The sequence below is a fragment of the Rothia sp. CCM 9418 genome (assembly GCF_048512825.1).
Taxonomy (GTDB): Bacteria; Actinomycetota; Actinomycetes; order Actinomycetales; family Micrococcaceae; genus Rothia.
In genome coordinates this window covers 147,615-162,139 of record NZ_JBLXXX010000002.1, presented here as the reverse complement: position 1 = coordinate 162,139, position 14,525 = coordinate 147,615, and the positions used below count along the sequence as shown (strand labels likewise).

Here is a 14,525-nt window from a genome sequence, read left to right as displayed (position 1 = left end):
GATAGTAAAAATTTTTGAGAGTGAGTGAGCGTGTCCCAAAACCCTAAGACTTCACAACGAAGCCTTATCATCCTGTCTACTATTGTACTGACGGTTTTAACTGGTTGCACACCGCCACCACAAAATTTTGAAGAACTGAAATATACTCCAGCTCAAGAAGAACACCTCAACGAACTTAAAGAGTGGATTTTCCCTCCTCACGAAGCAGAACAGGCACGCCGTAAATTTACGGCACGATGCGTGCAAGCACGTGGCGGAGTGTACGAAGAACCAGCACGAGAATACCAGCTTAAAATATCTTTTGCTGGGGGACTGACCGCACAAGAAATTAGTGAACGTGGCTACCGTCCAAGCTCACAAGAATTAGCGCAAGCACACTATGATACGGCTGGTAAAGCGGCATTCTTTGGGGATGCTCAAAATGGTACGGTTAGCACCGATTTTATGGATTATCACAGTGGGGATATTCCTCGTGATGGGTGCATGGCGCAAAGCTACCAGTATATTTATGGCACTGTTCAAGATGGCATGAATGTTGCCTTATTAGCACCTACTTTTGCGCAGACTATTCGTGATGATGTCCATCAGGATAAGGACTATCAAAAACTGGTGGAACAGTGGTCTGTGTGCATGGAAAAAGCTGGGTATGCTGATTTGCATACGGTAGAGGCTGCAGAAGATGTAGCGTCTTCTAGTACTGAGCAGCAACAAAAAGATATTGCGCAAGCTGACGCCCGATGCCGTACCGATATTAGTTATGATCAGAAAACTCATGATATTGAGAACGGGTATTATGAGGCGGTGTATCAGCGTCTCAAGCAGGTGTCTTCTCAGATTAAAAAGATTCACCAGCGAGCGTTAGAGAATGTTGCTCATGACCGTGAGAACCCTCAGAATTCTTCTCCGATTGAACAGCCTTCTCCAACACCAAGTAGCAGCATGACAGATACTACGGCACAGCCTGATACTGCCTCAGCGGGAGCTTCTGCTACTGCACACGGTTAGCGACTCTTGTGAGGGCGTGTAACCTCACGACATGCAACGCAATATCTCACCGATAGAGATAAGAGAACCCATAAACCTGATAAAAACCCCTAGACTTGAGACTATGCAGTACATATCGACGCGAGATACCACCCGAACTCCTGCCCGTTTTACCGATATTCTTCTTAGCGGGCTAGCACCTGATGGTGGGCTTTACCTACCCACCGAATACCCACAGCTTGATGACGCTACCTTGACTCGTTGGCGTACCGTCCTTAACACTGAAGGGTATGCGGCACTCGCCGCTGAGGTGCTTCTACTGTTTGTGGACGATATTCCTGCCAAGGATCTTCGTGCCATCACAGCCCGCGCCTACACGTACCCTAAGTTTTCTGATGAGCAGATTGTTCCTGTCTCCACGTTAGAAGACGGTATTTTCTTGGGGCATTTGTCTCAGGGGCCAACGGCGGCGTTTAAAGATATGGCAATGCAACTTTTGGGTGAGCTTTTTGAATATGAGCTTGCACGCCGTGGCGAACGCATGAGCATTGTGGGTGCAACCTCGGGGGATACGGGTTCTTCTGCCGAGTATGCGATGCGTGGGCGTGAGAACATTAACGTTTTTATGCTGACTCCTGCTGGACGTATGACAGAGTTTCAGCAGGCTCAAATGTTTGGTCTTGATGAGCCGAACATTTTTAATATTGCGCTCGATGGTGTTTTTGATGATTGTCAGGATATTGTCAAAGCAATTTCTGCTGACGCACCATTCAAAGAGAAGTACCGTATTGGTGCGGTCAATTCGATTAACTGGGCTCGTCTTCTGGCTCAGATTGTGTACTACGTTTCGTGTTGGATTCGCCTTACCGACCAGAACACTGAGCGTGTTTCGTTCTGCGTGCCAACCGGTAATTTTGGTGATATTTGTGCCGGGCATATTGCCCGTCAGATGGGGCTACCTATTGACCGTCTTATCGTTGCCACCAACGAGAATGACGTATTAGACGAGTTTTTCCGTACGGGGCAGTACCGTGTGCGTTCTTCGGCTGATACGTATAAGACCTCTAGCCCGTCGATGGATATTTCTCGGGCGTCAAACTTTGAGCGTTTTATCTTTGACGTGTTGGGCCGTGACGCGGCAAGGGTCGGGGAGTTGTTTGGTACGGCTGTTGCTTCTGGCGGGTTCTGCCTTGCTGATGATGAGGCGTTCTCTGAGGTGAGTGGCCGTTATGGTTTCCTCTCTGGGAAGTCTACTCATGAGGATCGTATTGCGGTGATTCGTGATTGTTATGAACGCTACGGTGTGCTGCTTGACCCTCATACGGCAGACGGTGTGAAGGTTGCTCGCGGGCTTCGTGAGCAGGTGTCTACTCCGATTGTGTGCCTTGAGACGGCGTTGCCGGTGAAATTTGCTGAAACGATTTATGAGGCGACTGGTACGGAGCCGGAGGTTCCTGAACGTTTTGCCTCTATTCTTGAGGCTGAGCGTCGCGTGAAGGATATGCCGTGTAGTGTTCAGGCAGTGCAGGAGTATATTGTGCAGTGTCTTGGTACTGATTTTTAGGGTGTAGTTTTTCCGCTTCGTGTGGGTGCGCCGGTTCGTACTATTTCATATTATGAAACGTTGGGTGGGTATTCTGCCATGCTACGAACCGGCGTACTACTTTAAGTAGTATGACTGAACAACGCACCCTCAACCTTGCGATTATTCCGGGCGACGGTATCGGCCCAGAAATTGTGGCACAAGCAGAACGCGTCCTTGACGCTGTTGCTACACGAGACGGTTTTACCCTCACCAAAACTACGTATTCTTTAGGTGCAGAGCATTGGCTCGTTACCGGCGAAACTCTCACTGACGAGACGTTGACACAACTAGGTGGGCATGATGCGATTCTTTTTGGCGCGGTAGGTGCCGACCCCCGTTCTGCTCAGGTGCCTTCTGGGCTGATTGAACGTGAGATTCTCCTAAAATTACGGTTTTCGTTTGACCATTTTATTAATCTGCGCCCTTCACGACTATTTGCGGGTGTGAGCTCTCCTTTAGCTGACCCTGGTGACATTGATTTTGTGGTGGTACGTGAAGGCACTGAAGGCCCGTATGTGGGTAATGGTGGTGTGATTCGTGCTGGTACGGATGCTGAGATCGCAACCGAAGTGTCGGTGAACACGGCGTATGGTGTGCAACGGCTAATGCGTTATGCCTTTGAACTGGCGGCACAGCGTGAACGCAAGAAGCTAACGCTGGTACATAAGAATAACGTGCTGGTGCATGCGGGCGGTTTATACACTCGCACTTTAGAACAATTGAGTGCCGAATACCCGCAGGTGAGCGTGGATTATTGCCATGTGGATGCGGCAACTATCTTTTTGACAACTGACCCGTCACGTTTTGATGTGATAGTAACCGATAACCTTTTTGGTGATATTTTGACTGATCAGGCTGGTGCTATTACCGGTGGTATTGGGTATGCGGCGTGCGGAAATATCAATGCTTCGGGGCAGTACCCGTCCATGTTTGAGCCGGTTCATGGTTCTGCACCAGATATTGCGGGGCAGAATGTTGCGAACCCTACGGCAACAATTCTTGCTGCTGCCATGTTGTTACGACATATTGGGTTAGAGGATTCTGCGGCGCGTATTGAACGGGCAGTGGAGCATGACTTGGCAGAACATGCCGGTCAGAGCCGTAACACGGATGTGATTGGTGCAGATATTGTGACGGCTTTAGAGAAAATCTAGTGTTGAGTAGGTGCGGTGTGCTTTGATAGAGAGAACACACCGTATGTGAGGCACTTCGCACAGGGCGTCCTCCGCTTGTGAACGTGAAGAACCTACAACCCCTCACACGAGCAGGCTAACTGCCGGTGTGGCATGAAGAATAATTTGAGAGAAGAGAAACGACGATGTCTTTAACTTTTAGTGTTGAACCCAACCCCTCACCAGCTACCGAAGCTGACCGCGAAAAAGTCTTCGCTAACCCTGGTTTTGGTGACTTTTTCTCTGACCACATGGTCAGCATTGATTGGAAAGGCACATATGCTGACGGCGGAGAGTGGTCTAACGCGCGAGTGAGCGCGTACGCACCGTTGAGCCTTGACCCTGCTTCTTGCGTGTTGCATTATGGGCAAGAAATTTTTGAGGGTGTTAAAGCATACCGTCATGCCGATGGTTCTATTTGGACGTTCCGCCCGCAGGTTAACGCTCAGCGTTTGCAGCGTTCTGCTCGTCGCCTTGCCATGCCAGAACTACCTGAAGAGCTTTTTGTAGAGTCTTTGAAACAGTTGGTGAGTATTGACCGTGAGTGGGTTCCTCGCGGTGAGGGCGAGGCGTTTTATTTGCGCCCGTTCATGATTTCTACCGAGGCGTATTTGGGTGTTCGCCCTGCCCATGAGGTGAAGTATTTGGTGATTGGTTCTCCGGTGGGTAACTATTTTGGTACGGTTGCGCCGGTAGATATTTGGTTGTCTACCCAGTATGCGCGTGCTGGTGTGGGCGGTACGGGTGCCGCTAAGTGTGGCGGTAACTATGCTGCGTCGTTGATTGCTCAACTTGAGGGTGAACAGCATGGTTGCAAGCAGGTCATTTTTAAAGATCCTCACCGTGATGATGCGATTGAAGAGCTGGGCGGCATGAACGTATTCTTTGTTTTTGGTGATGAGAATAAGCTGGTAACCCCTGAGCTGACGGGAACCATTCTTGAGGGTGTGACTCGTCAGTCGATTATTCAGTTGGCGAAAGACCGCGGCATGACGGTGGAGGAGCGTAAGTTTACTCTTGATCAGTGGCGTGAGGGTGTTGCTTCTGGCGCTATTTCTGAGATTTTTGCGTGTGGTACTGCTGCGGTGATTTCTCCTGTGGGTGCGTTGAAGTCTGCTGATGGTGTGATTGCTGCCCCTGGTGATGGTGCTGCTGGTGAGGTGACGTTGAGTTTGCGTCAGGAGCTGGTGGGTATTCAGACTGGTGTGGTTGAGGACCGTCATGGTTGGTTAACACGTTTGGTGTAACACCCAAAATAGTAGTAGCACCCTTCTTATTGGGGAGGGTGTTGTGTGAGGTTTGTGGTGTGTTCTTGTGACTGAAGGGGTGGCAAGGGCACACCACATTTTTATGCGTCATATTAGTGAAAGTATGTGGTGTTTTTGCTGGTGGTGGGCGATAATTATTTCTAGTTCTTATTATTGTTTTTTGAGAAAGGTGATGTGTTGTGGCGAAGAAGGAAGACGCTCGTACCCATGAGGACTTGAAAAATAGGGTTAAGGAGATTTTAGAAGAGATTGGTAAGGACCTGGGGGAATCAACGACACTAAAAATAAATATCTGGAGGTCCTTCGGCTCAACGGTTTCAGAAGCAATCAGGTGTTACCTTGAGCTTTCTAGAATTTATATGTTAGGCAACTACCAAGAGTCACGTAAACACCTGCTAGGGAAAATACTTGATGAAAAAGAGGGTCTTGTTACAAAAGCAAAAAATGACGAGCTTCATCGTAGAGGCATAAATATTTTCCTTAAGAAAATATGGTCAAAAATAGATGTTGAAGAAATTGAGAACTTTGACTTTTCTGGACTGAATCTAAATAACTTTGATTTTTCTAAGGTTAAGAGTTTGTCTAACTGCACTTTTGCTGGTGCTAATCTCAATAGATCTAATTTTTCCGGCGTTCGTTTAATCAGTGTAAATTTCGCCAAGGCTAATCTTAACGGTGCAGATTTTTCTAATTCACAACTTGAGGGTGTTAATTTTGACGGTGCCAATATTATGTACATCCAAGGTATTGACGGGAATGGCTCCATAAAAGGTAACGATTCTTTCAAGAAAGCAGTGGAGATTCACGAGAAGAAGGTGCATGGATTATCTCAAATGTCATCTATTGAAAGTTCAATAGGTAAGGATGTAGAAGAAATTAACAGATTGCGCAATATTGTCAATAAATAAAATAAATATATGTTTTTAGTGTGGTGTTATTGTGATAAATGATAATTCTAGGAAAATAAACTATTTTACTGCACTCCTGTTCTCTTTAGCTCTTTTTTTAATATTCTTTGGGAGAGTTATTTGTGGATTGTGTTTATATGTAATTCTTGCATTACTGCCTGTAGCCGTTTTTTGTATTTATAAAACCAAAAATGATTTTGGTAATAAAAATAGTAAAACTGCTGATATATCTGAAGGGTATGTTGTATATGTTTTACGTCTGATAATTCCATTTATTCTTTTTGTGATTTCTATTTTTTCTTTTCTCTTAGCTCTGGCAAATTTGCATGGTGACTGGAGTGGTATGCGTGAGTCTATCGTTAAGGCGTTGGGTGCTTCTATTGGTGCTATTGGCGTGTTTGCAACAGTTTCAGTCAAGTATAAAAGCGATGAAGAGGAGAGGAATAATACAACGATTAGAGATCTCAATGAGCGTTTGCATGAGATTCTCAAAAATAGGTATAGCACCGATGAGAACCTGCGTGCTTCGAGCTACTTCCAGTTAGCAGGGCTATATAAAGACTGGGGGCTATTGGGGGAGAATTCTGAAATTATTAAGAAGCAACGGAATACTCAGCAGAAGAACATTCTCAAGCTGATTTTTGGTACTGTTCCACAGAAAGAACAAGAACAAGAGAAGAGAGTCCGTTCTTTTCTTGAAATAACGACTTTGAATTCTGTTATTGCTGATATTTTTCCGAATATTCATGACAACGATAAGGAGTCATTCGAGCCTTTCGATTTACAGTATGCTAATTTGTCAGGGCTGACTTTTAGTGAAGTATTCTTTCCTCAGCGGTCTAACTTATCTCATGCCGATTTGACCGATGCAACTCTCATTGAGACGAATTTGACCGATGCAACTCTCATCGAGACGAATTTGACCGACGCAATCCTCTATAAGGCGAAGTTAACTGACGCAAATCTCTCTGAGGCGGATTTAACCAACGCAATTCTCGTTGGGGCGTATTTGACCGACGCAATCCTCTCTGAGGCGAATTTAACTGACGCAATCCTCTATTGGGCGGATTTAACCAGCGCAAACCTCTCTGAGGCGAATTTAACTGACGCAATCCTCTCTGAGGCGAATTTAACTGACGCAATCCTCTATTGGGCGGATTTAACCAGCGCATACCTCGTTGAGGCGAATTTAACTGACGCAATCCTCTATGAGGCGAATTTAACTGACGCAATCCTCTATGAGGCGAATTTAACTGACGCAATCCTCTATTGGGCGGATTTAACCAGCGCAAACCTCTCTAAGGCGAATTTAACTGACACAATCCTCTATGAGGCGAATTTAACTGACGCAATCCTCTATGAGGCGGATTTAACCAGCGCAACCCTCTATGAGGCGGATTTAACCAGCGCAACCCTCTCTAAGGCGGATTTGGTCGGTGTCTTCCTGTATAAGGCGGATTTAACCAACGCAAACCTCTATGAGGCGGATTTAACCAGCGCAAACCTCTCTAAGGCGGATTTAACCAGCGCAACCCTCTATAAGGCGGACTTGACCGACGCATACCTCATTGAGGCGGATTTAACCAGCGCAAACCTCTCTAAGGCGGATTTAACCAGCGCAATCCTCTATAAGGCGGACTTGACCGACGCATACCTCATTGAGGCGGATTTAACCAGCGCAAACCTCTCTAAGGCGGACTTGACCGACACATACCTCGTTGAGGCGGATTTAACCAGCGCAAACCTCTATTGGGCGGATTTAACCAACGCAAACCTCTATGAGGCAGATTTGACCGACGCATACCTCGTTGAGGCGGATTTGCCCGACATAACCTTCCCTGAGGCAGAGCTGACCGACACGGAGCGCTTTTGGGTAGATTTGTTTGACAGAAAGCTCGACCTGGCGGATTTGATTGCGACAGGCCTCCATTGGACGGATTGGACCAATGCAGACGTTGATGAGGAAGATTGGCCCGAGCCAGAGCCCTGTTTGCTGGATTTGATTGATACAGAGCCCTGTTTGCTGGATTTGATTGATACAGAGCCCTGTTGGCCGGATTTGACCGAAGAAGACTTCCGTGGGGGGGAGTGGCGGTCCGAACCAGACCTCCGTGGGGCGGATTTAACCAGCACGGTATACGGAAACAACAGAAATATCTATACAGTTAAATTTTCTGAGGTTCAGAACATCACATCAATCAAGGTAAAAACTGATGAATAACCAAACTAAAGATAACTCCTCTACCACAAAGCTGTTACCTCCTTGGGGAAAATGGTTATATACCCTGATGACGGGTATAAGTGGGGTATTATTCGCGGGTATCGTTGTTTTTGCTTTTTCTGGTGGCGGTGTTGGCGAAGGTGATAAGCCGTGGGAAAGCCTCAGCTATTGGGGCTGGTCTTGGCTTATTCTCCTCCTTGCCTTTGGTGTTTTTGCATTTGGGCAGTATAAGTTTCTTTCTCGCCCGCATAAGCTCGGTTATATTCCGCAGGTGCTCAACTATATTGTTCCCATCTTTTTATGGGCTATTTCTATTGGCATTTGGGTGCTCATTTGGGCAACCTACGGTGGCAACGAACAGTGGAATGATGTGCGCCCAGGCATTATTACTGGCTTTACAGGTCTTGTTGCCGCGGTAGGTGTTCTCGCAACGGTTTCAGTCAATTATAAAAATCATGAAGAAAACCGTATTGCTCAAGCAGAAAATATAGAAAAACAGCTTGAAGAACAACGTAAGACGCGAGAACAACAATATAAAACAGAACAAGAACGGCGCGACAACGAGACAATTAAAGATCTCAATGAACGTTTGCACGAGATTCTCAAAAATAGGCATAGCACCGATGAGAACCTGCGCGCTTCGAGCTACTTCCAGTTAGCGGCGCTATATAAAGACTGGGGGCTACTGGGTGAGAACTCTGAAATTATTGAGGCTCAGCGAAAGGTTCAGCAGAAAAATATTTTAAAGCTGATTTTTGGTACGGTTTCGCAGACGGAAGAACAAGAAGAAAAGAAGAGTGTCCGTTCTTTTATTGAAATAACGACTTTGAATTCTGTTATTGCTGATATTTTCCCGAAGGTCAGTGATACTGATGAGTATAAGGAGTCTTTTGAGCTCTTTGATTTGCAGTATGCGGATTTGTCGGGGCTGAATTTTGATGGTGTGTTTTTTCCTAAAGAGTCTAATTTATCCCATGCTGATTTGACTCATGCAACCCTTAGATCGGCGAATTTGACTTGTGTAAACTTTAGTGGGGCTACTCTTCGAGATGTAGTATTTCTGTATTCAAAATGTGAGTATGCGAATTTTCAGGACGTTTGTTTCCAATATGCAAAATTGTGGAATGTAAATCTTCAGAATTCCTGCCTTTGGGACGCACTATGCCAAAATGTAGATTTTCAGAATGCGGACCTTCAATATGCCGACGCTCGGGGTGCTGATTTTAGTTTTTCGGATTTTCAGTATGCTAATCTCTCTGGTGTAAAATTTTGGGGCGTAAATCTTCAATCTGCAAATCTCTACAAAGCTAATTTTCACGAATCAGATTTTTGGGAGGCTAACTTCCACGGCACAGGGCAATCTCTGACTGTGGACCAACTTATCTCGGCTAACAATATCGAGTCTGTTGAAACAAGAGCATGGAACTTGGAGACTGGTGAATATGGCAAAGAAGACCAAACTCTCAAAAACCTCATCCAAGAAGCCTTAGAAATCCAAAAACAACATAAAAATAGTCAGCCTGATGCGTAGAAAATAAAACCATGGTAGAAAAAAATCGTAAAACAATAAAAGAAAAGTACGAAAATTTCAGAGAGAACCCTGTTCTGTGCATAAAAAAATCTTTTAGCAAGATAAAGCTGTCTTATATTTTCTATGCGTTGCTATCCTTAATTAGTGGAATTCTTATAGGAGGAATATGGGTATTCTCTAGTAGGGGTGGAGAAGGTCTAAAGCCGTGGTCTGACCTGAAGTTTTGGTTTAGTGACGATAGGATTTGGATGTTTAGTGGTGTAGGTGTTATACCACTAATGTTCATTTTCTATCTTAATAAAAGATTATCATTATCTGATGTTTTTTATTCGGTTCTATCCTGTGTTAGTGGAATTCTTATAGGGGGAATATGGGTATTCTCCAGCAGGGGTGGAGAAAATCAAAAACCGTGGTCTGACTTGCAGTTTTGGTTTAGTGACATTCGGATTGTATGTCTTGGTGTTATAGGATGTACTCTACAATTATTCTTTATAAGTCAGAAAGAAAAACTAAACTATATTGGTAAAATTATTTACTACATAGTTCCTCTATTCACCTTTATTATTTCTATCGGTATTTGGACTCTTGTCTGGTCAAAATATGATGGAACGTGGTCAAATATCCAGCAAGGAATTATTACTGTATTTGCTGGTCTTATCGGCGCTATCGGTGTTTTTGTAACAGTTGCCGTAAACTACGAAAACCATGAACAAAATCGCAACATTCAATCTGAGATAGAACGTAAACGACGCAAGACTGAACAAAAAATAGAGAACACTCGGCGCGATAACGAGACGATTAAAGATCTCAATGAACGTTTGCACGAGATTCTGAAAAATAGGCATGATAGCGATGATGGTGTGCGCGCTTCAAGCTACTTCCAGTTAGCAGGGTTGTATAAAGACTGGGGACTGTTAGGGAAGAACTCTAAAATTATTGAGGCTCAGCGGAAGGTTCAGCAAAAGAACATATTGAAGCTGATTTTTGGTACGGTCTCGCAGACGGAAGAACAAGAGCAAAAGAAGAATGCTCGTTCTTTTCTTGAGATAAGGACTTTGAACTCTGTTATTGCTGATATTTTCCCAAAGGTCAGTGATACTGATGAGTATAAGGAGTCTTTTGAGCCTTTTGATTTACAGTATGCTGATTTGTCAGGGTTGACCTTCGATGAGGTGTTTTTTCCTGATAGGTCAATCTTATCTCATGCAGATTTCATTTGCTCAAGCCTTCAAGGCGTAAACCTTCAATGTGCACGCCTTCAAGGCGTAAACCTTCAGAACGCAGAACTCTGGCGTGCAGACCTTCAGGACGCAGACCTTCAGGACGCAGACCTTCTGTGCGCAGACCTTCAGGGCGCGAACCTTCGAGGTGCAAACTTTCAGAACACGGAACTTTTACTCGCAGACCTTCCGTACGCAAACCTTCAGGACGCAAACCTCTGGCGCGCAAACCTTCAGAACGCAAAACTTTGGAATGCAGACCTTTGGAATGCAAAACTTTGGAATGCAGACCTTCAGGGTGCAGACCTTCAGAACGCAAAACTTCAGAACGCAAAACTTCAGGGTGCAGACCTTCAGAGTGCAGACCTTCAGAGTGCAGACCTTCAGGACGCAGACCTTCAGAACGCAAAACTTCAGGGTGCAGACCTTCAGAGTGCAGACCTTCAGGGTGCAGACCTTCAGAGTGCAGACCTTCAGGACGCAGACCTTCAGAGTGCAGACCTTCAGGACGCAAACCTCTATGGAACGGCCGAACGGCTTAGTTCTGAACAGCTTGCGCAAGCTCAGAATATCGAATCTGTTGAAACGCGAGAATGGGATTGGGACTTTTATGAATACGGTGAAGAAGACCGCGCTCTCAAAAACCTCATCCAAGAAGCCCTAAAAATTCAAGAAGTACGGAAGAATAATCCTCCTCAAAACTCGTAGCACTATGCGCACGCGCCTCAAACGCGGTAGCCTATAAACTATGCGCATTGCTCGATACACCAAAGAAGACCAACTACACTTCGGCGTCGTAGAAGGTGCCGAAGGAGAAGAAACCATCACCGAACTCCTCGGAGACCCGTTCTACCGCGGAATCGAACGCTCTAACACCAGCTACCCGCTTCAAGACGTTCGCCTGCTCTCACCCATCATTCCGCGTTCCAAAATTATCGGTGCTGCCCGAAACTGGCACGACCACGCCACCGAACTCGGCAACAGCACCCCCACCAGCCCACAATTCTTCCTCAAGCCTAATACTTCCGTCATTGGCCCTTCAGACCCCATCACCTTGCCAGAATGGTCCGAAGACGTCTCCTACGAAGGGGAGCTCGCCATCATCATTGGGCGTATCGCCAAATCTGTCACCCCAGAACGTGTACGTGACGTCATCTTTGGGTACACCGTCGCTAACGACCTCACCGCACGCGACGTACAACAAACCGACCTGCAATGGGCGCGCGCCAAAGGATTCGACGGCTCCTGCCCACTCGGCCCATGGATCGAAACCGACCTCGACCCAGACGCACTCTCCATCAAAACGTGGATTGACGGAGACCTCAAACAAGACGGCACCACCTCAGACATGATTTTCTCAGCCACCGAACTCGTCTGCGCAGCATCCGAAATGTTCACGCTCCTACCCGGCGACGTCATCCTCAGCGGAACACCCGAAGGAGTTGGCACCTTGCACGAAGGAAACGAAATTGAGATTGAAGTCGAAGGTATCGGCTCACTGATTAACATCGTTCGCCGCTAACACACACTGTTCGCGGTATATTCACCATCTTGTATCGACTAAGAAAGAACTGTAAAAACACCCCATGACAGATATGACCGTCAAACTCAACAACCCCACCGAAACCCGCGTACGATTCTGCCCCTCACCAACAGGCACGCCCCACGTCGGCATGGTGCGCACCGCATTATTCAACTGGGCGTACGCACGCCACACCGGCGGTAAACTTATCTTCCGTATCGAAGACACCGACGCCGCACGCGACTCCGAAGAATCCTTCAACCAAGTACTCGAATCCTTGCACTGGCTCGGAATCGAATGGGACGAAGGCGTTGGTGTCGGTGGCCCGCACGCCCCCTACCGTCAATCAGAACGTGGAGAAATCTACCAAGACGTCATCAAAAAACTTGTAGACGGCGGATACGTTTATGAAGACTTCTCCACCCCAGAAGAAGTAGAAGAACGTCGCCGTGCACGCGGTGAAGACCCAAAACTTGGGTACGACAACTTCGACCGCAACCTCACTGAAGAACAAAAAGAGCAATACCGTGCTGAAGGGCGCCAGCCTGTTCTGCGTTTGCGTATGCCCGATGAAGACATCACCTTCAACGACCTCGTACGTGGCGAAATCACGTTCAAAGCCGGCACCGTACCCGACTATGTGGTGGTTCGCGCCAACGGTAAACCGCTTTACACTCTCGTTAACCCTGTTGATGACGCTCTTATGGGTATTACTCATGTGCTTCGTGGTGAAGACTTGCTTTCTTCCACACCGCGTCAGATTGCGCTTTATCGTGCGCTCGTGCAGGTTGGTGTGGCACAGTTTATCCCCGAATTTGGGCACCTTCCATACGTGATGGGTCAAGGCAATAAGAAACTCTCTAAACGAGACCCAGAGTCAAACCTGTTCTTGCTACGCGATAGCGGCTTCATCAAAGAAGGCCTGCTCAACTACCTTGCCCTGCTCGGCTGGTCGCTCTCACACGATGAAGACATTTTCACCATTGATCAGCTCGTAGAACACTTCGACGTTAAAGATGTTCTCGCTAACCCGGCACGTTTTGACGTGAAAAAAGCTGAGTCCATTAACGGTACGCATATTCGCCGTCTCGACGCCGAAGACTTCTGCCACCGACTTGTCCCATACCTACACGCTGGGGGAGTGCTACCCGTTGAAACGTTTGCAGAGCTTTCAGCAGAACAGCAGAACATTTTGACCGAAGCTGCGCCACTGGTTCAAGAGCGTATGCAGTTGCTCGGCGAAGCACCCGGTATGCTCGGGTTCTTGTTCATTGCTGATGAGCAGGTCACTATTGCTGAGGATGCTCGTAAACAGCTCAAAGAGTCTGCCCCCACCGTGTTGCAGGCTGCGCTAGAGGTGCTCGAACCTCTCGAAGATTTTACGGCTGAGAACATTCAGCAGGTGCTTCGTGAAGCCATCGTCGAGGGCCTTGAGATTAAGCCTCGTTTGGCGTTCGGCCCGTTACGTACCGCCATTTCGGGTGCGCGTGTTAGCCCACCATTATTTGAGTCAATGGTGATTCTTGGTAAAGAATCTTCGTTGAATCGTTTGCGTGCTTTGCACACAGACCTCAGCGCATAAAAACACAACCGCACCTATTGCACAGCACAGCGAATAAGTGCGGGTAATAGGGGAGTGCCCTCATGCCTACGTTGGCATGAGGGCACTCCTGTTATGAGGGGCTGTTCACCTTCACCGCTAAAATGTGACACATGTCTATGCTTTTTGATTTGCGCGGATACAAAAACTCGTATAGAGTTATTACTCGTTGCAAAGATGAGTTCATCCGAGTAACACATAATGGGATATGGTGTAATTGGCAACACTACGGTTTCTGGTACCGTCATTCTAGGTTCGAGTCCTGGTATCCCAGCGATATTTTCTATCCTTTGTGAAAGAAAATATTTTCGGCCCCATCGTATAGCGGCCTAGTACTCCGCCCTCTCACGGCGGCAACACCGGTTCAAATCCGGTTGGGGTCACAGGCTAAAACCCTCCAATGTTCTCATTGGAGGGTTTTTCTATACCCCTAAAAAACGGCACGCCTCACAACACCTAACATCTTGTGACGCAGTTCATGAGGGTCTGAGTTGTAGCAAACACAAAACACCTA

Annotated in this window: 10 protein-coding genes and 2 tRNA genes; all 12 read left to right on the top strand. The window is 46.8% G+C overall.

Annotation, left to right across the window (positions count from 1 at the left end; genetic code table 11):
• The first annotated feature begins 30 nt into the window (after window positions 1-30).
• The 12 genes from ACN083_RS03475 (at window position 31) to ACN083_RS03420 (ending at window position 14,394) form a co-directional block, all read left to right on the top strand.
• Entirely contained in the window at window positions 31-1,005 is a 975-nt protein-coding gene (locus ACN083_RS03475) for a hypothetical protein (RefSeq protein WP_419101434.1), read from the top strand.
• Window positions 1,006-1,108: 103 nt separating this feature from the next.
• Window positions 1,109-2,548: a threonine synthase gene (gene thrC / locus ACN083_RS03470; protein WP_419101433.1), complete on the top strand. Its 1,440-nt coding sequence runs from the start codon at window positions 1,109-1,111 to the stop codon at window positions 2,546-2,548.
• Window positions 2,549-2,658: 110 nt separating this feature from the next.
• The gene (locus ACN083_RS03465; protein WP_419101432.1) at window positions 2,659-3,723 is read left to right on the top strand and encodes a 3-isopropylmalate dehydrogenase; all 1,065 of its coding nucleotides are present in this window, start codon (window positions 2,659-2,661) and stop codon (window positions 3,721-3,723) included.
• A gap of 164 nt (window positions 3,724-3,887) precedes the next feature.
• Window positions 3,888-4,988 (top strand): branched-chain amino acid aminotransferase, encoded by a 1,101-nt coding sequence (locus tag ACN083_RS03460; RefSeq protein WP_419101431.1) that lies wholly within the window; start codon window positions 3,888-3,890, stop codon window positions 4,986-4,988.
• 200 nt (window positions 4,989-5,188) lie between these two features.
• A complete protein-coding gene (locus tag ACN083_RS03455) occupies window positions 5,189-5,917 on the top strand; it encodes a pentapeptide repeat-containing protein (protein ID WP_419101430.1) in 729 nt (242 codons plus the stop codon).
• Window positions 5,918-6,260: 343 nt separating this feature from the next.
• Window positions 6,261-8,138, top strand: coding sequence for a pentapeptide repeat-containing protein (locus ACN083_RS03450; protein WP_419101429.1), 1,878 nt, complete (start codon window positions 6,261-6,263; stop codon window positions 8,136-8,138).
• On the top strand, window positions 8,131-9,669 hold the full coding sequence (locus ACN083_RS03445) for a pentapeptide repeat-containing protein (protein ID WP_419101428.1): 1,539 nt from the start codon (window positions 8,131-8,133) through the stop codon (window positions 9,667-9,669). Before ACN083_RS03450 ends, ACN083_RS03445 begins: the two co-directional genes overlap by 8 nt.
• A 419-nt stretch (window positions 9,670-10,088) precedes the next feature.
• Window positions 10,089-11,597: a pentapeptide repeat-containing protein gene (locus tag ACN083_RS03440; protein WP_419101427.1), complete on the top strand. Its 1,509-nt coding sequence runs from the start codon at window positions 10,089-10,091 to the stop codon at window positions 11,595-11,597.
• A 40-nt stretch (window positions 11,598-11,637) separates the two neighbouring features.
• Window positions 11,638-12,411 carry a fumarylacetoacetate hydrolase family protein gene (locus ACN083_RS03435; protein WP_419101426.1) on the top strand — a complete coding sequence of 258 codons (774 nt, stop codon included), beginning with the start codon at window positions 11,638-11,640 and terminating at the stop codon, window positions 12,409-12,411.
• A 64-nt stretch (window positions 12,412-12,475) separates the two neighbouring features.
• Complete coding sequence (gene gltX / locus ACN083_RS03430) at window positions 12,476-13,993, top strand: glutamate--tRNA ligase (protein WP_419101425.1); 1,518 nt, start codon at window positions 12,476-12,478, stop codon at window positions 13,991-13,993.
• A gap of 220 nt (window positions 13,994-14,213) precedes the next feature.
• Window positions 14,214-14,285 (top strand) — tRNA-Gln (locus ACN083_RS03425).
• 36 nt (window positions 14,286-14,321) lie between these two features.
• A tRNA-Glu gene (locus ACN083_RS03420) sits at window positions 14,322-14,394 on the top strand.
• The last annotated feature ends 131 nt before the right edge of the window (window positions 14,395-14,525 follow it).

What these genes read in the sequence shown, in the direction of transcription:
- ACN083_RS03450 (WP_419101429.1), top strand. Translation starts at nt 6,261, where the DNA reads ATGCGTGAGTCTATCGTTAAGGCGTTGGGTGCTTCTATTGGTGCTATT.
- gltX (WP_419101425.1), top strand. Translation starts at nt 12,476, where the DNA reads ATGACAGATATGACCGTCAAACTCAACAACCCCACCGAAACCCGCGTA.
- ACN083_RS03435 (WP_419101426.1), top strand. Translation starts at nt 11,638, where the DNA reads ATGCGCATTGCTCGATACACCAAAGAAGACCAACTACACTTCGGCGTC.
- thrC (WP_419101433.1), top strand. Translation starts at nt 1,109, where the DNA reads ATGCAGTACATATCGACGCGAGATACCACCCGAACTCCTGCCCGTTTT.
- ACN083_RS03445 (WP_419101428.1), top strand. Translation starts at nt 8,131, where the DNA reads ATGAATAACCAAACTAAAGATAACTCCTCTACCACAAAGCTGTTACCT.
- ACN083_RS03460 (WP_419101431.1), top strand. Translation starts at nt 3,888, where the DNA reads ATGTCTTTAACTTTTAGTGTTGAACCCAACCCCTCACCAGCTACCGAA.
- ACN083_RS03465 (WP_419101432.1), top strand. Translation starts at nt 2,659, where the DNA reads ATGACTGAACAACGCACCCTCAACCTTGCGATTATTCCGGGCGACGGT.